This is a genomic window from Zobellia nedashkovskayae (assembly GCF_015330125.1).
In the GTDB taxonomy this organism is placed as follows: Bacteria; Bacteroidota; Bacteroidia; order Flavobacteriales; family Flavobacteriaceae; genus Zobellia; species Zobellia nedashkovskayae.
The window spans coordinates 1,820,342-1,841,917 of record NZ_JADDXR010000002.1 but is presented as its reverse complement, the minus strand read 5'-3'; the positions used below and the strand labels follow the sequence as shown (position 1 = coordinate 1,841,917).

Sequence of the window (21,576 nt, the reverse complement as noted above, 5' to 3'; positions counted from 1 at the left end):
TATGAAAATTTTACATGTGGATGTTAACCATCCCCTACTAATAGAACAGTTTAATGAATTAGGTTTTCAGAACGATGAAGACTATGTTTCTTCAAAAGCAGAAATTGAAGCTAAAATTCATGAATATGACGGACTTATCATTCGTAGCCGTTTTAGCATTGATAGTGAATTTTTAAACAAGGCTTCCAAACTCAAATTTATAGGAAGACTAGGTGCTGGGTTAGAAAATATTGATGCTCTTCATGCTGAAGCCAATGACATATTCTTGGCGGCCGCTCCGGAAGGTAATAGAAACGCTGTTGGAGAGCATACTTTGGGTATGCTACTATCACTTTTCAATAAACTACAAAAAGCCGATAGGGAAGTTCGCACGGGTAAATGGGACCGTGAAGGTAACCGTGGTATTGAACTAGACGGCAAAACCGTTGGAATTGTTGGTTATGGCAATATGGGTAAAGCTTTTGCAAAAAAACTGCGTGGTTTTGATATAGAGGTAATTTGTTATGACATTCAAGGTGGTGTAGGTGATGAAAATGCACGCCAAGTAGGTATTATGGAATTGCACCAACGTACAGATGTATTAAGCTTACATATTCCTCAAACTGAACTTACCATTGGCATGGTAAACGCTGAGTTTATAGAGAAATTTCATAATCCATTTTGGCTATTGAATACAGCAAGAGGCAAGGCAGTTATTACTGAAGATTTAGTATCAGGACTAAAATCAGGTAAGGTTTTAGGCGCAGGCCTAGATGTATTAGAATATGAAAAAACTTCTTTTGAAAATATGTTCGGCACAACTGCTAGCGGCACTCCGGACTTAAGTAAAATGCCCGAAGCTTTTCAATACTTAATTCAAGCAGAAAATGTATTGCTCACACCACATGTAGCTGGATGGACTGTAGAAAGTCTTGAAAAACTGGCACAAACCGTAGTAGATAAGGTAAAAGAAAAATTTTGCTAACTTAGAAGACCATAGTCCAAATTGCATATACCTCCCCCACCGGATTATGAGGCGTATAGTTTATTCATCTAAAAATCAAAAACGATGCAATTAGGTAACTTTTCTGTGAGCTTGAATGTCCATGACATTCAAGCATCCAAACAGTTTTATGAAACTTTGGGCTTCTCTGTATTTGCAGGGGATATTACGCAAAATTGGTTAATCCTGAAAAATGGCAACGCTACCATAGGTATTTTTCAAGGTATGTTCGACAAAAATATTCTAACCTTTAATCCAGGGTGGAACTCAAATGCGGAAACACAAGATTCTTTTGATGATGTCCGTAAACTTCAAAAACATTTTAAGGCAAAAGGAATTCACTTAGAAGCCGAGGTAGATGAAAGCACAGCAGGTCCTGGAAGATGTATGATCTTAGACCCGGATGGTAATCCTATCCTTATTGATCAACATGTTTGAGCATGAACTACAAAGCAGATTCACCGCAAGATTATATTGCTCAACTTCCACCAGAACGGCAAGAAGTTATCTCCTTACTGAGAAATACAATATTAAAAAATATACCAAAGGGGTTTGAGGAACAAATAAGCTACGGTATGTTGGGTTATGTTGTTCCACATTCTGTATACCCAAACGGCTATCATTGCGACCCAAAACTTCCACTTCCGTTTATAAATTTGGCTTCACAAAAAAACTTTGTAGCACTATATCATTCTGGTATATATGCGGATTCAAAATTGAACAACTGGTTTGTTGCCGAATACCCAAAGCATTGCAAAAGAAAACTGGACATGGGCAAAAGCTGCATCCGTTTTAAATATATGAATGACATACCATACGAACTAATTGCCAAACTTTGTCAAAAAATGACCGCACAGGATTGGATTGCATCATACGAGAGAAATACAAGGCCTAGCAATAAATAATTCTTTACAACTTCATAACTTTAAAGACCTATCAAACCAAAAATTACTGCCGATATGAAAAATAGAGTAACAGGCTTAGGAGGTTTCTTTTTCAAGAGCAAAAATCCCGATCAAATAAAAACATGGTATAAAGAGCATCTAGGCCTCAATACAGACCAATACGGATGTACTTTTTGGTGGAAAGATAAAGAAGGCAACGATTGCTCAACACAATGGAGCCCAATGAATGAGGACACCACCTATTATGAACCCAGTAAAAAGCAGTTCATGATGAATTTTAGGGTCGAGAATTTGGTAGAATTGCTCGAGATTTTGAAACAAGAGGGAGTTACCGTAGTTGGCGAAATAGAAGAATATGATTACGGTAAATTCGGATGGATTTTAGACCCAGAAGGAAATAAGCTAGAACTATGGGAACCTAAAGACAAGGCGTTTTTATAAAAAAACTAGTTACATTTAAAATATAATAACCAACAAAACTAATACGATGGCAGACGGTAATAAAGATTTTGGAAAAGACTTTGCAGATGATGCCAAGAAAGCAGCCAATGAATTTCAAGAAGAAGTAAAGAAAACTTTTGACCCCAATAGTCCTGATAATGGTAAAATTGTAGCCATTATAGCTCACCTTACCATTATAGGGTGGGTTGTAGCACTTATAATGAACTCTCAGAACAGAACTGAGTTTGGGAGCTTCTACATACGTCAAACCCTTGGAATTTGGTTACTGACCTTTGTTTTGGGTATCATACCTATTGTGGGTTGTTTTGCAGCTGTAATAGGAATTGTATTGATTATTATGAGCCTGATAAATGCAGCCAGTAATAAAATGGATCTTACAATCGTAGTAGGTGAATATTTTCAGGATTGGTTTAAAAGTCTATAAAACAAACCCTGTGCCCTCAGAAAATGATTGAAATAGAACTAAAAGCCATGTTACCTGAAGATTGGCCATCCGTTTCTAAAATATACGCTGAAGGGATGTCCACGGGTTATGCTACTTTTGAACAGCAAACGCCAACTTACGAAGCTTGGTCCGCCAATCATCTTGAACATTGCAGACTAGTTGCTTTTTTAGGCGACAAATGTATGGGCTGGGCAGCACTTTCACCTGTCTCTAAAAGGGCTGTTTATTGTGGTGTAGCAGAAGTAAGCATCTACATTTTACAAGATGCACAAGGAAAAGGCGTTGGTTCTAAATTGATGCAAGCGCTAATTTCGGAAAGTGAAGAAAACGGCTTTTGGACATTGCAGTCAGGTATATTTCCAGAAAATAAAGGCAGCATTAGACTTCACGAAAAAATGGGGTTCCGATATATAGGAAAACGCGAACGAATTGCCCAAAGAGATGGTATTTGGAAAGACAACTTATTATTTGAAAGAAGAAGTAAAATAGTCGGTGCCATTTAACTTAAGAGTGTTATTCCACATTTTCTTGGGACTCCATAAATTTGCGCTCCAATTCTGCCTGAAACTCTTCCATTACAGGCTTTACTGTACTTTGCGGCAAATCTGCAATCTTAATGTACATTAACCCGTCTATTGCATTATTGAACAAAGGATCTACATTGAATGCGACTACTTTCGCATTTTGTTTAATATACTTTTTAATCAGGACGGGTAACCTAAGATTTCCCGGTTCAACCTCATCAATCAATTTATCAAATTTGTTTAAATCTGCCTGAGTTTCATCAAAAATAAATTCCTTATCGGCATCCTTCAACTTCACCTTAAATTCTTTTTTAGGCCTTATGTACTGAGCCACATAAGGATCCCAATAATTACTTTTCATAAACTCGATCATCAAAGATTTTGAGAAGTTAGAAAATTGGTTACTGATGCTTACTCCCCCTATCAGATATTTGTGCTCTGGATGCCTTAACGTAGTATGTACAATACCCTTCCAAAGTAGAAACAAAGGCATTGGTTTTAACTGATATTCCTTTACGATATAGGCCCTACCCATTTCAATAGATTGGCTCATCATCCCAAAAAGTTCGGGCTCAAAACGAAATAAATCTTGAAGATAGAAACCATCTATGCCATATTTGGCAAAAATCTCCGACCCAAGACCCATGCGATATGCCCCGGCAATGACCTTGGAATCATTATCCCACAAAAACATATGGTGATAATACGAGTCGAATTTATCAATATCTATGGAGTTATTGGTACCCTCCCCTATTTCACGAAATGTAATCTCGCGTTGCCGTCCAATTTCTTGAAGGGTAAAAGGGATTTCATCTGCAGGTGCCAAAAACACCTCGTAATTCTTGCTCTGCAGGAGTCGCCTGTCATTTTCAACAAGTTTTTCTATTTCTGCTTCAATCACCTCTCCCTTTACAGGTTTTACTATTTTCCGTGGTTGTTTGGGCAGTTTTAGAGAAGTAGGTATTTGATCTATTAACCTTTCTTTTTCGTAGGCATTGGCCAGTATGTAAGTTTTTTTACGCAGTAGCTCCGTATACTCTTCTAAGGTCTTTTGCTCATTCTGAGTTGCCAAAGAAATAGGTTGCCCAATCCGTATCTTAATAGGTCTATTTCTCTGAGAATACACTTCAGATGGTAACTTTGCCGTTCTAAAAACTCCGCTAATTTTTGCAAGGCGATAAAACAACTTGCTATTTTTGGCATGAAAATATATGGGAACAACGGGTACTTCTGCCTTTCTAATAAGTTTAATAGCCGTTTCTTCCCAAGGTTTATCTACGGCTATTTTGCCTTCCTTTTGCGTAGAAACTTCACCTGCAGGAAAAATACCAATAGGGTGGCCTTCTTTTAAATGTAACATAGCATTCTTAAAACCCGCTATACTACTTTTAGCCTCCTTACGGTCTTCAAAAGGATTTACCGGAAATATGTATTGGGCCAAAGGCTTAAAGCGCTGTAAAAGAAAATTAGCCATTACCTTATAATCCGGTCTATGGCGAAGCATTAACTTCAACAAAACAATACCGTCCATACCACCTAATGGGTGATTACTAACTGTGATATATGGCCCTTCTTTAGGTAAGCGTTTTAAATCTTCTTCGGGTATTTCGTAATCAATCTCATACTCTTCAAGAACTGCATCCAAGAAATCTGGGCCATTTAGATGGCTCATCTTATCGTACCGCTTGTTCATGTTAGAAATCTTCGTGACCCTAAGCAATATCCAAGCCGTAAACGTACCAAAAACTCCGTATTTATCTAGTTTGGTAGCTTTGGCCACTTCTTTAGCGGTCACTAAACCCATAGTTCATTTATCAATTAGGTGACCGCTAAGATAGGAAAAACGTAAGAGGAGAAACCCTTTTTAACAAATTTAGACCTACAATGGGAAGATTACTTTACGACCAACTGTAAGGTCTCTTTACCTCTCTGTTCTAAAAGAACTTCATGTCCGTTTTGCAAAGAATCAATTGCCTTTTCATCAAAATGTCTAATAGTATAAAGAGATACACCTTCATGATGAACAACTTTGAACCTACTTTTTAGAAGATTTAAAAGATCGTCTAAACGACCAAAACGATTATCAACACAGACCGAAAAACTAATTGCCGAATTCTGAATCAGGCCAACTTTCATCTTATGGTCATGGAATAATTTAAAAAGCTCACTGATGCTGTCTTCTACAATAAACGAAAAATCCAATGAGGACAATTTCATCAATACTTGGTCTTTCTTCACTATAAAACAAGGCACTTTTGGCTCTATACCTACTCCTTTACCAACCGTGGTACCTGGACCTTTTGGATTAATAAATGATTTTACGTGAAGTGGAATTTCCTTTTGTTGTAAAGGCTGTAAGGTCTTTGGATGAATTACCGAAGCTCCATAGAAAGCAAGTTCAATTGCCTCTCGATACGATATATTGTTGAGTAATTGCGTTTCCGTAAAATAACGTGGATCGGCATTTAAAACACCTGGTACATCTTTCCATATGGTAACCGAATCTGCATTCAAGCAATACGCCAAAATGGCCGCTGTATAATCTGATCCTTCCCTACCCAATGTAGTTGTAAAATTGTTATCGTCACTACCCAAAAAACCTTGGGTTATATTCAATTTAGTTTTATCTATACCTTTAGATATCCGTTCTTGGGTCTTCTCCCAATTAACAGAAACATCACGGTAAATATCATTGGTTTTAATAAAATCCCGAATATCCACCCAATTACTATTGATGCCTACTTCGTTCAAATAAGCATTTAATATGGTTGTAGACACCAACTCTCCGTAACCCACAACCTGATCATAAACAAAGTTGTAGTTAGGCGATTTGTTCCATGCCAAAAACCCCTGTACCTCCTCAAAAAGACCTTTTACCTGACCAAAAACTTCATGATTCGTATTTGGAAAAAGGTCTCGAAGTATTGCATCATGATACGCTATGGTTTCTTGAAACGCAGCCTTCAAAGCAGATTTATCACTAAAATAAGCATTGACCGTAGCTTCCATAGCATTTGTGGTCTTACCCATTGCAGATACGATAACTATAGTATTGTCATGGCCTGTTTGCTTTAATACATTAACTACGTTTTTTACTCCATCAGCATCTTTTACGGATGCGCCACCAAACTTAAATACTCGCATATTTTTAAATCTTTATTCTGATTTCCGCTTAACGGAAAAGTATATTTTTATTCTTTATGTTAAAAAACGGCTAAAGCTCTTCTAGAATAGAATTGCCCTGAGACCTGTCTCCAGAAGTCCACTGCCAGCTTTCGTGTAATCTTATTTTTCCGTCTTTGGTAATCTCTGGTTTTGACGAACAAAAACCGGTCATTAGCTCACCATCTGTATTAACTTGATGATAGCGCATTTCTATATTACCATCATCCCCTACTAATCCAATAAGGTGTCCCTTTACTATTTTGCCACCCGCGTATTCAGAAGTAAGTATATTTCCTTTTTGCTGGTAATGAAAGATAGTGTCCTGGGTAGTCTCCCCATTATTGGAATTCTGTAAGGGCCGAAATTTTTTACCATCGTAATTCATTAAAATAGCTCTTATTAAAGGTCTAAAAATGATTTAATTCCTTTTTCATCTAGCTGCACTACATCCCAGTCTCTCATTACATTTGCTCCTTTTTTCTCGTAAAATGTAATTGCAGGTTCGTTCCAATCCAATACTTCCCAACAGATTCGTTTTACGCCAAGATCATTTCCGTATTTTACAACTTCTTTTAAAAGCGCACTTCCAAGTCCGCTTCCACGCATTTTCTCCGTCACTATTAAGTCTTCCAAGTGAATAACGGGTCCTTTCCAAGTAGAATATCTTGGGTACACTAATGCCATACCAACGATAGCTCCCTCATTTTCACCAACAAAGCAGTGAAAAAGTTTTTTTTCACCAAAACCATCATTTTTCAAATCGTCTACCGTAACTTCTACTGCGTTAGATTCTTTTTCAAAAATAGCCAGCTCCTTAACAAGTGTAAGGACTTGCGGCATATCACTCTCTTTTGCCTCTCGAATTGAATAATCCATAATTGTTACAAATAAAACACAAAGTTATAAATTTAAAAGCTCAAATATAAACCATTGAACCATAGTTTCACAAAATAGCCGATATTTGTGGTCAAATAAACAGTCTATCCATGCAGCACAAAAAAAACCAGACCCTCGGAGAATTTATTATCGAAAACCAAGATTCGTTTCAGTATTCCTCCGGAGAGCTTTCTAAATTAATTAATGCTATTCGTCTAGCGGCAAAAGTGGTTAACCACGAAGTTAACAAAGCTGGTTTGGTAGATATCCTTGGTAAAGCTGGGGAAACCAACATTCAAGGTGAAGACCAACAAAAATTAGATGTATTCGCCAATGAGAAATTCATCAATACGCTTGCTAACAGAGAAATTGTTTGTGGAATAGCTTCCGAGGAAGAAGATGATTTTATAACTATAAACAGTAATGACGAGCGCCACCAGAACAAATATGTGGTACTTATTGACCCACTAGACGGTTCATCCAATGTGGATGTTAATGTTTCTGTCGGGACCATTTTTTCAATTTACAGAAGAGTTACTCCAGTGGGAACACCTGTAACTTTGGAAGATTTTCTGCAACCTGGCAACCAACAAGTAGCTGCCGGATATGTTGTTTACGGAACATCTACTATGCTTGTTTATACAACTGGTGACGGCGTAAACGGATTTACTTTAAACCCTGCAATTGGTACTTTCTATTTATCACATCCCAATATGCAGTTCCCAGAAGACGGAACTATTTATTCTGTAAATGAGGGGAAATACAGACATTTTCACCAAGGGGTAAAAGACTACATAAAGTACTGCCAAGAAGAAGTAGGAGACAGACCATACACATCAAGGTATATTGGTTCTTTAGTTTCTGATTTTCATAGAAACATGATAAAAGGTGGTATCTATATGTATCCTAAAAGTAGTGTGACCCAAGAAGGTAAACTACGTTTATTGTACGAATGTAATCCAATGGCATTTTTAGCGGAACAGGCAAACGGACTGGCAACTGGTGGCAGGACACGTATCATGGATATTAAGCCTACCGAGTTGCACCAACGTGTACCTTTCTTTTGTGGAAGCAAAAACATGGTAAATAAACTTCAAGAATTTTTAGAGAAATACCATTGAGAACTTACCTATGAGGAGAATTAATTCCTTTCTTATACAGTCGTTGTCCAATGGTTGAGAAGACCAAAGAATTTATGGCCAGTTTAAGACAAAAAAAAAAGCCCCGGAAAAATTTAAATTTTTCCGGGGCTTTATTATGTTTCCTTAGTGTTTCAAAAGATACACGTAATCATCAAAATCTATTCGGCCACTAAAAATAGCCACGGATTTCTCAATTACCTTATCGGCTTGGTCTCCTGAAAAACCCAAACCAATTGCATATTTCTTCAATAACACCATTTCTTCATTGTCAATATGATGGTCAGAAAAAATAATACGAAAAAGGTCATAAACACGCTCAAGTCTGTTTTCTGATGTATGTGGAGGGTCAATGGGATATTTGTTCTCCTTTTTTAACACCTCTATATACTCAGCTTCTGTAATATCAAACTTAGCCGCAAAGCGGTCCAACATACTTTTTTCTTCTGAGCTTATTTCACCATCTACACTAGCCAAAGTTGCAATAGCTGCAAAATGAGCAAGGTTTCTTCTGTGCTCACCACTACTATATAAATCTGCGATTGCCATAAATATCAATTTTATTGGCAGCAAATATAATTTTTTTAGAGGTCATTCTCCTCTTACTGAATGATTATTTTGGACCCGTTATTAGGTACTATCGGTATCTAGATAATAATCCATGACATTTTAGAATATTATGTAACTTTCAAAGAACATGAAAAATCCACTTCTCGAATTCACTGATAAAGGTATTTACTGCAGTGCTGCCAAGGTTTATCTAGACCCTTGGAAACCTGTAGATAAGGCCATAATATCTCACGGTCATGCAGATCATAGTAGATGGGGACATAAACAATATATTACGCATCATAGAAATGTACCTATAATTAGTCACCGTTTGGGCGAAATTAATGTGATGGGAAAAGAATGGGGAGAAACTTTCCTAGTCAATAATGTGAAATTCACCTTATATCCGGCGGGACATATCATTGGATCTTCCCAAATTCGCGTAGAACATAAAGGAGAAATATGGGTGTTTACAGGAGATTACAAAACTGAACACGATGGTATTTCTACGCCATACAAGCCTATTAAATGCCATACTTTCATAACGGAATGTACCTTTGGACTTCCTGCTTTTAAATGGATACCTCAACAAGAGGTTTTCGAGAATATCAACCAATGGTGGGAAGAGAACAAATCTGAAGGCAAAACTTCAATTTTATTCGGGTACAGTCTGGGGAAGGCGCAGCGTCTCCTAAAATATCTAGACCCCGATATTGGCAAAATATATACCCATGGCGCCATTGAAAACATGACCCAAGTATTGCGCCCATTGGTTGATTTTCCAGAAACGACCTTGATTACCAGGGAAACCAAAAAGGAAGAACTACTGGGTAACATTGTTCTTGCTCCACCCAGTGCTCATGGCAGTACGTGGATTCGTAAAATGGTTCCATACGTAACAGCTTCAGCCAGTGGTTGGATGACCTTTCGGGGTGCGCGCCGGCGTCGGGCAATTGATAAAGGTTTTGTTTTGAGCGATCACTGTGACTGGCAAGGGCTTTTATCCAGTATTGAAGCCACCGGAGCGGAAAAAATTATCTGCACCCACGGTTATACCGAAATATTTTCCCGATACCTGCGCGAACAAGGTTATGACGCTCGTACGGAAGAAACTCAGTATGGAGACGAAGAGGACAACACGGCTACTGATGAAACAGCAACCCTAGAAAAGCAAACATCATGAAACCACAAACAACATCAGAAACGGATGTCCCAACCTCCATTGCATCAAATGAATTGGGCATGAGAGGATTCGCTGCACTAATAAAAACACTGGACAGCACCAATAAAACTAATATAAAGGTTCAGGCTTTAGCAGATTATTTTCTGGTTGCTAATGATACGGATAAGGTATGGACCATTGCTATTCTATCTCATCGCAGACCGCCAAGACCAGTAAACACAACCCTATTACGCGAATGGGCCTCGGAATTGGCGAATATTCCCCTTTGGCTGTTTGAAGAGAGCTATCACATTGTGGGCGATTTGGCGGAAACCATTGCCCTGATTGTTCCTTCGAGCAAAACATCCACAGAAAAAACATTGACCCAATTTCTAGAGGAGATGATTGCGTTGAAGAAGAAATCCGACGTCGACAAAAAAACCTACCTCTTTGAAAACTGGAAAGTACTCGATTATTACGAACGCTTCGTTTTTACCAAGTTGATTACCGGAGGTTTTCGTATTGGTGTTAGTCAAAAACTAATGACAAGAGCCTTAGCCAAGGCGACGGAAATAGATGAGGATATTTTGGCCTATAAACTTATGGGAAACTGGGACCCAAACAAAATCACATTTCAAGAACTTATTTTAGAAGAGAACGAGAGCGATTACCTTTCTAAACCTTATCCCTTTTACTTGGCTTACGCAATTGAAGGTGAGCCAGAGGATTTAGGTGATGTTTCTCATTGGTCAGCAGAACATAAGTGGGACGGTATCCGTTCGCAGGTTATTCTTAGAAATAATGAGCTGTTTGTCTGGAGCCGTGGCGAGGAGCTCGTAACCGATAAATACCCAGAATTTGGGACTTTCATAAATAAAATACCGAAAGGTACTGTCATTGACGGAGAAATATTACCTTATATAGATGGGCAGATAGGCACCTTTAATGATTTACAGACACGCATAGGTCGCAAAACGGTTTCAAAGGCTTTACTAAAGAAAGTCCCCGTTATTTTAAAGGCGTATGATATTTTGGAATGGGAAGGAAAGGATATTAGAAACAAACCTTTTACCGAACGTAGGACTATCTTAGAAAAATTATTCAAGGAGATAAACCATACTGACTTACCTTTTCACCTTTCAGAAACCATGCACTTTAATTCTTGGGAAGAGGCAGCCATAGAAAGGGAGCGTTCCCGTGAAATGTTCAGCGAAGGACTCATGTTAAAACACAAAGATTCTCCTTATTTAGTAGGTCGAAAAAAAGGCGATTGGTGGAAATGGAAAGTAGACCCATTAACTATTGATGCCGTACTCACTTACGCTATGCGAGGTCATGGTAGACGCAGTAATTTGTTTACAGATTATACCTTTGCACTTTGGAACACCAACGATGAAGGTGAAAAAGAACTGGTTACTTTTGCCAAAGCCTATTCCGGCCTTACCGATGCCGAGTTTAGAAAGGTAGATGCTTGGATCAAGAAAAACACGTTAGAACGTTTTGGACCGGTGCGCTCGGTTACTCCACATCATGTATTTGAAATTGCCTTTGAAGGCATAGCCTTATCAAAGCGCCATAAAAGTGGGGTTGCCACGAGGTTTCCAAGAATATTGAGATGGAGAAAAGATAAAACTATTCACGAAGCCAATTCCTTAGAGGATTTAAAGTTGATGATTCCTTAACCCATAAATGAATAGAGAAGAACTTTACCATATTGCCCAAAATTGGTTCGACCAACAGAACTGGAAGCCCTTCAAGTTTCAAAAAGACACTTGGAAAGCATTTCTTCAAGGTAAAAACGGACTATTGAACGCTCCAACAGGCAGTGGTAAGACCTATGCTCTTTGGTTTCCTATTGTTTTGAACTACATCAAAAACAATCCCCAGTACAAGGCCAAGCACAAAAAAGGATTAAAAGCGATATGGATTACCCCGTTACGGGCCCTTTCCCAAGAAATTAGACAATCCGCAGAAAGAGTTACTGCCGATCTAGAAACGCAAATGACCGTTGGTATCCGTACAGGTGATACGACCACAAAAGAACGGGCGGGACAAAAAAAGCAAATGCCCGATTTGCTGATTACCACGCCAGAAAGCCTGCAACTCTTATTGGCCACAAAAGGCTATGATAAAATCTTTAAAGATTGTTCTGCTATTGTAGTTGACGAGTGGCACGAGCTGTTGGGCACCAAACGAGGAGTTCAAATGGAACTGGCCTTATCCCGACTTAAAACCATTTCAAAAGACCTTCGTATTTGGGGAATTTCTGCTACTATAGGTAACTTGGAGCAAGCACGGCATGTACTCCTCGGTCCCGACACAGACGCCTTGGAAAATTCCGTAATGATACGGGCGAATATTAGAAAGAAAATTACGGTCAAAAGTATCATTCCAAAAAAGATGGAAACCTTTCCTTGGCGTGGCCATTTGGGTTTGCATTTGCTGGAAGATGTTGTTCCTATAATCAACAACAGCAGAACTACCCTACTATTTACAAATACGCGTAGCCAATGTGAAATATGGTTCCAGAAAATTCTTGAAAAACATCCCGAATATGCAGGTGATATTGCCATGCACCACGGTAGCATCAATAAAGACACCCGCAATTGGGTTGAAAATGCTATTAGAAACGAAGAATTAAAAGCAGTAGTTTGCACCTCTAGTTTGGATTTAGGAGTAGATTTTGCCCCAGTTGAAACCGTAGTCCAGATTGGCGGACCCAAAGGAGTGGCTCGCTTTTTACAGCGTGCGGGCCGCAGTGGACATAGGCCAGGCGAAGAAAGCGTAATTTATTTTTTACCCACCCACGCCATTGAGCTTATTGAGGCCTCCGCATTACAGCAAGCAGTTAAACACAATGCCGTAGAAGACCGCATGCCCTACCTTAATTGCTACGATGTACTCCTGCAATATCTTACATCGTTGGCTATTTCAGATGGATTCTATCCAGATGAAATATATAAAGAAGTTAGTCAGACGTTCTGTTATCAAACTTTGACCTTAGACCAATGGCAATGGTTACTCAACTTTTTAGTTATGGGCAGTCAGAGTCTACAATCATACGATGAATACAAAAAAGTAGAAGTCGAAGAAGACGGAAAATTTAAAGTAAACAACCGTGGCGTTGCCATGCGGCACCGTTTTCAGATTGGCACCATTGTAGGTGATGTAAACCTTACCGTCCGTTATCAAAAGGGAGGATATATTGGCTCTATAGAAGAGTTCTTTATTTCGAAATTAAATAGAGGCGATGTTTTTACGTTTGCGGGAAGAAACCTTGAATTCATTAGAATAAAGGACATGCAGGTACACGTTCGAAACTCAACCAAAAAGACCAATAAAATTTCTAGCTGGTCCGGAAGTCGTATGACCCTATCGGCCCAGATGTCCAAATTATTGCGAGAAGAACTGTATACCTCCAGTGAAGACAGAAAATACCAATCGGTAGAAATACGTTCTCTAGCCCATATATTCGAGCGTCAAAGGCGTGAAAGTATTGTTCCCAACCCAAATGAATTCCTGATTGAAACCTTTAAAACACGGGAAGGGTACCATCATGTATTCTATCCTTTTGAAGGGCGTTTTGTTCACGAGGCTATGGGCAGTCTTTTAGGATACCGCATCAGTTTGCTATCTCCTATCACTTTTTCATTGGCATTTAACGACTATGGTTTTGAGTTGCTTTCTGACCAACAGATAGATATTCAACAAGTCCTAGACAATGATTTATTTACAGCCGAGTATTTACTAGACGATTTACAAAAAAGCCTAAACGCCACAGAAATGGCACGTCGCAAATTTCGAGATATTGCTATTATCAGTGGTATGGTATTTACAGGCTATCCAAACAAGGGCGTTAAAATGAAACATTTGCAAAGCAACTCCCAATTACTTTTTGAAGTTTTCAGGGATTATGAACCTGAAAACTTACTCTTTCAACAAGCCTTTACCGAAACCTTTCAACATCAACTAGAAGAAGGACGTTTGCGACTTTCCTTAGAACGTATTGCCGAGCAAGAAATCGTATGGAAATCATGCGAAAAAGCAACTCCATTTGCTTTTCCATTAATTACTGACCGCATGAGTCGCGAGAAACTATCTAGTGAAAAATTAGCTGACCGCATCAAGCGTATGTCAGCACTATTGATGAAGAAATAAAAAAACCTGCTAAAACATAAAAGTTCTAACAGGTTTCAAATATCTAGGTAATTGAGCTAAGCCTAATTTTACAGACTATTTCTTAGTGTAAACATATTTGTAAACATCCGTTTCTCCTTCATATTCGTCTATAGATGTAATAGTAAGTTCATTTCCTGAAATTGAATATTCAAGTACAGTCTCATCACTATCGGTAACAATCAATATTTTACCAGAAGAAGGTAGTGACCATTCGCCTGACTCTAAACCATCTTCATCTATGGCACATTCGTTTTCATTTCCTTCAACTGGATCGTAATCTATAAAATCATAGATTCCATCAGATTTAAAAACAAGTGTTTCTTCTAAATCACAATTATCAAGCTCATAAGCCACATCATTATCAAACTCAGCCGTAAGTTGCCAAGAGCCCATTAAAGAATTTTCTGGACTATCTTCACTATCATCATCACTACAAGATGTAAAGAAACCAAGGGTTAGCGCACTAAATAAAATAAATACTTTTTTCATAAGATCAAAAATTTGGGTTTTTTATTATGATTTTTAACAAAACGATTCATTTCTTGATTTATTATCTTTATCCGTCATGGTGCAACCTTTAAAAATACGTCATCAACATTTTATTATGCATCCGTCCGGAGTTCTTTTTTGGAAGGAAAAATCAATGCTACTGATTAGTGACGTGCACCTAGGAAAGATATCTCACTTTCGCAAATTTGGAGCAGCGGTACCTCAAGCCGCAGTACTAAAGAATTTTGACACTATGGATGAGGCTATTCATTTCTTTCAGCCAGAAATAATAGTTTTTATGGGAGACCTATTTCATTCTTCACTGAACAAAGAATGGGTATTATTTGAAAAATGGTTAAGCACTGTTATTTCGGAAATTATCTTGGTTGCCGGTAACCACGATATCATTTCACCACTGAAATATGAAAATTTAGGAATACGGGTTGTTTCTGAAATACAGCTAGACGGTTTTTTGTTGACGCATCACCCTGTAGAACGTGAAGGTTTTTTCAATTTTTCCGGTCATATTCACCCCGCGGTTCGTTTGCAAGGTATGGGACGCCAATCTGTGCGATTATCTTGTTTTTTTAAATCAGAGCATCAGATGATATTGCCTGCTTTTGGAACCTTTACGGGAACTCATGTTTTGAAACCACAAGCAGATAATGAAGTTTACGCTCTGACCGAAGATGAAGTTTTTCAAGTACAATTTACAGAATCCCGCCGGAAAAAGCGTTTTTAAACCAGTCCATTTTTTATTAGTTAAGGCTAATCTAAGGATTATTCTTGCCGTAGTTTTATAAAAATTTTCAATCATGAAAAAGAGACTAGCTTTACTCAACTTGTTTTCTGTACTGTTCGTTATTGGTGTCAATTACATCTCGCAAATGTACCGGCTAAACGACACTACCATAGGTGAAATAAGCCGTAAATATGACAACCTTTTTACTCCAGCTCCGTATGCTTTTTCTATTTGGGGCATCATTTTCTTAGGTCTTCTAGGATATGCTATCTTTCAAGTAAAAAGAGCCTTCTTCGGTAAAAAAGAAAGCAACTTTATTTCTCAAACCGGATATTGGTTTTTTATCGCCAACATTCTAAATGCCGCTTGGGTTTTGGCATTTGTATTTGATTACACTGGAATATCAGTATTGATTATGCTGGGTATTCTTTTTTCGCTTATAAAAATAATTTTGAACACCAACATGGAAAGATGGGATGCTCCCATTGAGGTTATTGGCCTAGTATGGTGGCCTATTTGTTTATATAGCGGCTGGATTGCAGTGGCAACCATTGCTAATGTTTCGGCATATCTTACCAAATTAGGTTGGGAAGGCGCACCACTCTCTGAAGTAACGTGGACCATTATTATGGTAATTGTTGCCACGATTATTAACCTGAGCATTACCTGGCAACGTAATATGCGTGAGTTTGCACTTGTTGCCGCGTGGGCCTTTGTTGCTATATTTATAAGACACAAAGACAGTTATGAATTAGTTGCATATTCTGCTCTTGTTGCTGCTATAATCCTATTCGTTTCTTCAATGACACATGCTATTAGAAACAAAGAAACCGGTCCCGCTCAAAAGCTGAAAGAGCGATTACAAAATCATTAAGTAAACAGGTTTACTTTACACCATAGATTTAATATCGTTAGCCCATGATGGATAGGTGAAAATGGTCTGCTTTATTTGTTTAACGGTCATTCCTTGATTTATAGCCAGAGCAAACAAATTAATCGTCTCGCCGGCGTCAGGACCTACCAAATGCGCTCCTACAATTGTCTTTGTACGTTCGTTAAGTAAAAGTTTATAAGCATATACAGGTGCATTAATTCGTTTGGCATTAAACCAATTGGAAGCCGATTCATAATTAACTACTACACTCTTGTACCTGCTTTTAGCTTCCTCCTCCGAATACCCTACTGACGCTAAGTTTGGCAGTGTAAATACCACTGATGGAGTAACTGGAATCTCTAGCTTTTTCTTGTTTCCTTCTATAATATTGGTAGCCACTACATTTCCCTCTTTACCGGAGAGCGGTGTTAACGGTAACCCTTTGTCGGAGACATCACCACAGGCATAGACATTTGCATTACTCGTGCTTTGCAAATAATCATTTGTCTCAATTCCATTCTCATTAAAAGTTACATTTCCTTTTTCTAGCTGTAATTTTAAAATTGCGGGAACCCGCCCTGCCGTATTAAAAACAGCTTTTGTTTTTAAGGTCTCTATCTTCCCTTTTTTCTCAAAGGATACTTTCAGGTTTTTAGTCCCTTTCTTTAATCCCGTAATTTGTGCGTTAAAAATAAATTCGATCCCTAAGTCTTTCGAATACGTAGTCAGTTCCTTGGCTAAATCAGTATCAAAAGCCTTTAGAATTCTCTTGCCGGAATCTATTATAGTTACTTGAGCTCCTGCTCTAGAAGCAATATGTGCAAATTCCATTCCCACGTAACCACCTCCAATAAAAGTGATTTTTTCGGGCAGCTTTTTCTGACTTAAAAAATCATCGCTAGTTTTTAAATGCTTGCTTCCTTTAAAATTCAATTCGCGTGGCTCATATCCTGTGGCGATTACAATTTTATCTGCCTGAATGGTCTTCCCTTCTACGGAAAGGGTATTCTCGTTTATGAATTTTGGAGATTGATGATACATGTCAATTCCTAAGTCCTCTAATTTTTTCTCCGTAGACTTCGGAATAGTTCGAGTAAAACTTTCTTTAAATTTCATCAACTTCTTCCAATTGAGTTTAGGAACATTCTGAATTCCCTTGCCTTCAAGATTTTTACTTGCCTCTATAAGTTCTGTTGCACCCAACAATATTTTCTTAGGATCACACCCCCTATTAGAGCAGGTACCGCCATATTCTCGCTTATCAGCAATAGCAACTTTAAGTCCAGACTCTACACAGGCTTCTGCTACGGCTTGCCCAGCAACCCCACTTCCTATAACAAATACATCATATTTTTGCTCTTTCATATTGGATATTATTTTTAATCTGGGCACTATTATTTAAAAGATTGAATCTCCTCTTTTTAAGCGAATAAGATGAGTCCTTCCCATTCAATTATTAACGCAACAAAACAAACTTGCTTTTCAATATTTAATATCGCGCAAAAAGCAATTCATTGGGTACGAAAACTTAAAGGGAGTTCGCTACCTTTACATTCTTAAAAATTTAGAGACTTGTTTAATTTTCAGGTCAATGTATTATCATCTTGGACGAGCCAGTAAAGCTGACTTTGTTTGAGTTCTTAAAAAACTAACGGTTGACGCAATCTTCAATTCAACAACTGTTTTCTCAGTCTTCGCAAACGCGAAAACTGCAGGATACTATTGCCCAAAAATTTCCGGCAAACGCAGAAAAAAATCAAAATACAAATCACGCAATTATTTTAAAAGGACTCACGGGTTCTTCTTTGTCTTTTGTGTTTTCTGATGTTTTTCAAAATTCAGATAGGCCTTTCCTTTTAATTTTCAACGATAAAGAAGAGGCTGCTTATTATCTGAATGATTTAGAACAAATTATAGGTGAGAAAGATGTACTTTTTTATCCCGGAAGTTACCGTAGGCCTTACCAGATTGAGGAGACGGACAATGCCAATGTTCTTTTACGTGCCGAGGTTCTTAACCGTATCAACTCACGTAAAAAACCGGCTATAATCGTCACCTACCCAGATGCTCTTTTTGAAAAGGTTGTCACCCGTCGTGAACTTGAAAAGAACACCTTAAAAGTTAAATTAAATGACACCATCTCACTAGACTTTCTTAATGAGGTGCTTTTTGAATACAAGTTTAAACGAGTAGATTTTGTAACCGAACCAGGAGAATTTTCTGTTCGTGGGGGTATAGTAGATGTGTTCTCATTTTCTAACGATGAACCTTACCGTATAGAGTTTTTTGGTGATGAAGTAGATAGCATCCGTACGTTTGATGTAGACACACAACTATCTACGAGCAAAGTGAATAAAATAAATGTTATCCCCAACGTAGCAAGCAAATTCTTAGAAGAGAATAGACAGAATTTCCTAGAATATGTCTCTTCTGATACCGTAATTTTTGCTAAAAACACAGATTACATTTTTGACCGCTTAGATGATTTCTTCGCGAAGGCCATAGAGGCGTTCACAAAATTATCCGAAGATATTAAGCATGCAGAGCCCGAAGCGCTATTTATGAATTCAAAGAGTTTTAAAAAGCAACTGAAGGCTTTTGCTCTTTTAACTACTGAGACTTCTACATCATCGGAATTGGTTGATAAGGCTGTTACCATTCAGTTCAATACACATCCTCAACCTTCGTTCAATAAAAAATTCGATTTATTAATTGAAAACCTGAATGCTTACAAGGCGAGAGGGTATACCAATTACATTTTTTGCGCTAGTGATCAACAGGCAAAACGCTTTCATGCTATTTTTGAAGAAGTAAACGAACATGTAGATTACAAGACCATAGTTACACCTCTTTACCAAGGTTTTATTGATGATGACCAAAAATTAGTTTGCTATACGGACCACCAAGTATTTGAGCGTTACCACAAATTCAACCTTAAGAATGGATACGCCAAAAAGCAGGCAATTACACTAAAAGAGCTCAACAAGCTTGAAATTGGAGATTACGTAACCCATATTGATCATGGTATTGGCAAATTTGGCGGACTTCAAAAAATTGATGTAGAAGGCAAAAAACAAGAGGCAATTAAATTAGCATATGGCGAGCGAGACATTCTATATGTTAGCATTCATTCCCTTCACAAAATATCAAAGTTCAATGGTAAAGACGGTGCCGCACCAAAAATTTATAAACTAGGTTCTGCTGCTTGGAAAAAACTTAAACAAAAAACCAAGACCAGAGTCAAGAAAATTGCCTTTGATTTAATTAAGGTTTATGCCAAACGAAGATTGGAAAAAGGTTTTCAATATGATCCTGATAGCTACTTGCAAACTGAACTGGAAGCTTCCTTTATTTACGAAGACACACCAGACCAAAGCACTGCTACCGAGGACTTTAAAAAGGATATGGAAAGTGAGCGCCCTATGGATCGCCTTATTTGTGGTGATGTAGGTTTTGGTAAAACAGAAGTGGCAATTCGTGCAGCTTTTAAAGCTGTTGATAATGGCAAGCAAGTTGCTGTGCTTGTGCCAACCACAATTCTGGCTTTTCAACACCACCGTACTTTCACGGAACGATTAAAAGAAATGCCGGTAAACGTTGATTATCTGAACCGTTTTAGAACCGCAAAAGAACGTAGGGAAACTCTAGCAAAACTTGAAGCTGGCCAAGTAGATATCATCATCGGCACGCACCAATTGGTAAACAAAAATGTAAAATTCAAAGACTTAGGGCTCCTCATTGTAGATGAAGAACAAAAATTTGGGGTTGCTGTAAAAGACAAATTAAAATCAATAAAAGAAAATGTTGATGTCCTAACATTAACTGCCACGCCTATACCTAGAACGTTACAATTTAGCTTAATGGCGGCACGAGATCTTTCGGTTATTAAAACACCACCACCTAACCGGTATCCTATTGAAAGTAGGGTAATTCGTTTTGGGGAAGAAGTTATCCGTGATTCTATCAGCTATGAAATACAACGTGGCGGGCAAGTATTTTTTATTCATAACCGAATTGAAAACATAAAAGAGGTTGCCGGTATGATTCAACGCTTGGTTCCTGATGCCAAAGTAGGCATTGGCCATGGCCAAATGGATGGTAAAAAGCTGGAAAACCTCATGCTCTCCTTTATGAACGGTGAATTCGATGTTCTGGTTTCCACAACTATTATTGAAAGTGGGCTGGACGTTACCAACGCCAATACCATATTTATAAATAATGCTAATAATTTTGGACTGAGTGATTTGCACCAAATGCGTGGCCGTGTTGGGCGTAGCAATAAAAAAGCATTCTGCTATTTTATAACTCCACCTTATGAATCTATGACTCCTGAAGCTAGAAAACGTATTGAGGCATTATCTCAATTTACAGAACTGGGTAGCGGTTTCAACATTGCCATGAAAGATCTAGAGATTCGCGGTGCGGGAGATTTATTAGGAGGGGAACAAAGTGGTTTCATTAATGAAATTGGTTTTGAGACCTATCAGAAAATATTAGCGGAAGCTATTGATGAGCTGAAAGAAAACGAATTTAAAGACCTCTATGAAGAAGTAGAAGGGCATCAAGAAAAACCTTTTGTAAAAGAAACACAGCTAGATTCTGATTTCCAACTACTCTTTCCTGACGATTACATCAATAACATTACTGAGAGGCTTACACTTTACACAGACCTGAACGATGTTGCCGATGAAGAAAGCCTACTAAAATTTGAAGCGCAATTAATTGATCGCTTTGGAGAGATTCCTATTGAGGCCGAAGATTTGCTGAATTCTGTTCGTGTAAAATGGATTGCAAACAGCATTGGTATTGAAAAAGTGGTCATGAAAAAAGGCAAGTTGATAGGTTATTTTATTTCAGATCAAGAATCGCGTTTTTATCAAAGTCCAATTTTCACGAAGGTCTTGCAATTTGTACAACACCATCCACAGCATTGCAAAATCAAAGAAAAGCAAACAAGAAATGGTCTACGTTTAATATTAGTATTTGAACGAATAACCTCGGTAGAGAAAGCCTTAAAAGCTATGGCTCCTTTTAAAGAAACGGTAGGGGCTGTTTCATAGAAAAAAGAAACAATTGTTTATCT

At 38.0% G+C, this 21,576-nt stretch carries 20 protein-coding genes; 13 read left to right on the top strand and 7 right to left on the bottom strand.

The window, feature by feature from the left end; translation table 11 throughout:
- Position 1 precedes the first annotated feature (1 nt).
- The 6 genes from IWB64_RS07785 (at position 2) to IWB64_RS07760 (ending at position 3,297) form a co-directional block, all read left to right on the top strand.
- On the top strand, positions 2-964 hold the full coding sequence (locus tag IWB64_RS07785; protein WP_194533474.1) for a 2-hydroxyacid dehydrogenase: 963 nt from the start codon (positions 2-4) through the stop codon (positions 962-964).
- An 84-nt stretch (positions 965-1,048) separates the two neighbouring features.
- The gene (locus IWB64_RS07780) at positions 1,049-1,420 is read left to right on the top strand and encodes a VOC family protein (RefSeq protein ID WP_194533473.1); all 372 of its coding nucleotides are present in this window, start codon (positions 1,049-1,051) and stop codon (positions 1,418-1,420) included.
- A gap of 2 nt (positions 1,421-1,422) precedes the next feature.
- Positions 1,423-1,887, top strand: coding sequence for a DUF1801 domain-containing protein (locus IWB64_RS07775; protein ID WP_194533472.1), 465 nt, complete (start codon positions 1,423-1,425; stop codon positions 1,885-1,887).
- Positions 1,888-1,941: 54 nt separating this feature from the next.
- Positions 1,942-2,328, top strand: coding sequence for a VOC family protein (locus IWB64_RS07770; RefSeq protein WP_194533471.1), 387 nt, complete (start codon positions 1,942-1,944; stop codon positions 2,326-2,328).
- 46 nt (positions 2,329-2,374) lie between these two features.
- Complete coding sequence (locus IWB64_RS07765) at positions 2,375-2,773, top strand: YtxH domain-containing protein (protein ID WP_194533470.1); 399 nt, start codon at positions 2,375-2,377, stop codon at positions 2,771-2,773.
- A 23-nt stretch (positions 2,774-2,796) separates the two neighbouring features.
- Complete coding sequence (locus IWB64_RS07760; protein WP_194533469.1) at positions 2,797-3,297, top strand: GNAT family N-acetyltransferase; 501 nt, start codon at positions 2,797-2,799, stop codon at positions 3,295-3,297.
- 10 nt (positions 3,298-3,307) lie between these two features.
- On the opposite strand, the gene IWB64_RS07755 is transcribed toward IWB64_RS07760, so the two are convergent.
- The 4 genes from IWB64_RS07755 to IWB64_RS07740 all read right to left on the bottom strand — a co-directional run bounded on the left by IWB64_RS07755 (position 3,308) and on the right by IWB64_RS07740 (position 7,359).
- Complete coding sequence (locus tag IWB64_RS07755) at positions 3,308-5,122, bottom strand: GNAT family N-acyltransferase (RefSeq protein WP_194533468.1); 1,815 nt, start codon at positions 5,120-5,122, stop codon at positions 3,308-3,310.
- A gap of 89 nt (positions 5,123-5,211) precedes the next feature.
- Positions 5,212-6,462 carry an aspartate kinase gene (locus IWB64_RS07750; protein ID WP_194533467.1) on the bottom strand — a complete coding sequence of 417 codons (1,251 nt, stop codon included), beginning with the start codon at positions 6,460-6,462 and terminating at the stop codon, positions 5,212-5,214.
- Between the two features lie 70 nt (positions 6,463-6,532).
- Complete coding sequence (locus IWB64_RS07745) at positions 6,533-6,868, bottom strand: n-acetylglutamate synthase (RefSeq protein WP_194533466.1); 336 nt, start codon at positions 6,866-6,868, stop codon at positions 6,533-6,535.
- A 14-nt stretch (positions 6,869-6,882) separates the two neighbouring features.
- On the bottom strand, positions 6,883-7,359 hold the full coding sequence (locus IWB64_RS07740; RefSeq protein WP_194533465.1) for a GNAT family N-acetyltransferase: 477 nt from the start codon (positions 7,357-7,359) through the stop codon (positions 6,883-6,885).
- 110 nt (positions 7,360-7,469) lie between these two features.
- Here IWB64_RS07740 and fbp point away from each other — a divergent pair, with 110 nt between their 5' ends.
- A complete protein-coding gene (gene fbp, locus IWB64_RS07735) occupies positions 7,470-8,480 on the top strand; it encodes a class 1 fructose-bisphosphatase (protein ID WP_194533464.1) in 1,011 nt (336 codons plus the stop codon).
- Positions 8,481-8,624: 144 nt separating this feature from the next.
- Here fbp and IWB64_RS07730 read toward each other — a convergent pair whose 3' ends face one another.
- Positions 8,625-9,047, bottom strand: coding sequence for a tellurite resistance TerB family protein (locus IWB64_RS07730; protein WP_194533463.1), 423 nt, complete (start codon positions 9,045-9,047; stop codon positions 8,625-8,627).
- A 148-nt stretch (positions 9,048-9,195) separates the two neighbouring features.
- Here IWB64_RS07730 and IWB64_RS07725 point away from each other — a divergent pair, with 148 nt between their 5' ends.
- From IWB64_RS07725 to IWB64_RS07715, 3 genes are read left to right on the top strand one after another with little or no spacing between them, the layout of a single operon-like run.
- A complete protein-coding gene (locus IWB64_RS07725) occupies positions 9,196-10,230 on the top strand; it encodes a ligase-associated DNA damage response exonuclease (protein WP_194533462.1) in 1,035 nt (344 codons plus the stop codon).
- Between the two features lie 59 nt (positions 10,231-10,289).
- Entirely contained in the window at positions 10,290-11,891 is a 1,602-nt protein-coding gene (locus IWB64_RS07720) for an ATP-dependent DNA ligase (protein ID WP_194535833.1), read from the top strand.
- Between the two features lie 7 nt (positions 11,892-11,898).
- Positions 11,899-14,367 carry a ligase-associated DNA damage response DEXH box helicase gene (locus IWB64_RS07715; RefSeq protein ID WP_194533461.1) on the top strand — a complete coding sequence of 823 codons (2,469 nt, stop codon included), beginning with the start codon at positions 11,899-11,901 and terminating at the stop codon, positions 14,365-14,367.
- Positions 14,368-14,442: 75 nt separating this feature from the next.
- On the opposite strand, the gene IWB64_RS07710 is transcribed toward IWB64_RS07715, so the two are convergent.
- Complete coding sequence (locus IWB64_RS07710; RefSeq protein WP_194533460.1) at positions 14,443-14,877, bottom strand: lipocalin-like domain-containing protein; 435 nt, start codon at positions 14,875-14,877, stop codon at positions 14,443-14,445.
- 76 nt (positions 14,878-14,953) lie between these two features.
- On the opposite strand from IWB64_RS07710, the gene pdeM reads away from it, so the two are divergent.
- Together pdeM and IWB64_RS07700 are read left to right on the top strand one after the other, a co-directional pair.
- Complete coding sequence (gene pdeM, locus IWB64_RS07705) at positions 14,954-15,619, top strand: ligase-associated DNA damage response endonuclease PdeM (protein WP_194533459.1); 666 nt, start codon at positions 14,954-14,956, stop codon at positions 15,617-15,619.
- A 73-nt stretch (positions 15,620-15,692) separates the two neighbouring features.
- A complete protein-coding gene (locus IWB64_RS07700; RefSeq protein ID WP_194533458.1) occupies positions 15,693-16,493 on the top strand; it encodes a tryptophan-rich sensory protein in 801 nt (266 codons plus the stop codon).
- A gap of 15 nt (positions 16,494-16,508) precedes the next feature.
- Here the strand turns inward: IWB64_RS07700 and IWB64_RS07695 are convergent, their stop codons facing one another.
- The gene (locus IWB64_RS07695; RefSeq protein WP_194533457.1) at positions 16,509-17,858 is read right to left on the bottom strand and encodes a dihydrolipoyl dehydrogenase family protein; all 1,350 of its coding nucleotides are present in this window, start codon (positions 17,856-17,858) and stop codon (positions 16,509-16,511) included.
- Between the two features lie 290 nt (positions 17,859-18,148).
- Here IWB64_RS07695 and mfd point away from each other — a divergent pair, with 290 nt between their 5' ends.
- Positions 18,149-21,553 (top strand): transcription-repair coupling factor, encoded by a 3,405-nt coding sequence (gene mfd, locus IWB64_RS07690; protein WP_194533456.1) that lies wholly within the window; start codon positions 18,149-18,151, stop codon positions 21,551-21,553.
- The last annotated feature ends 23 nt before the right edge of the window (positions 21,554-21,576 follow it).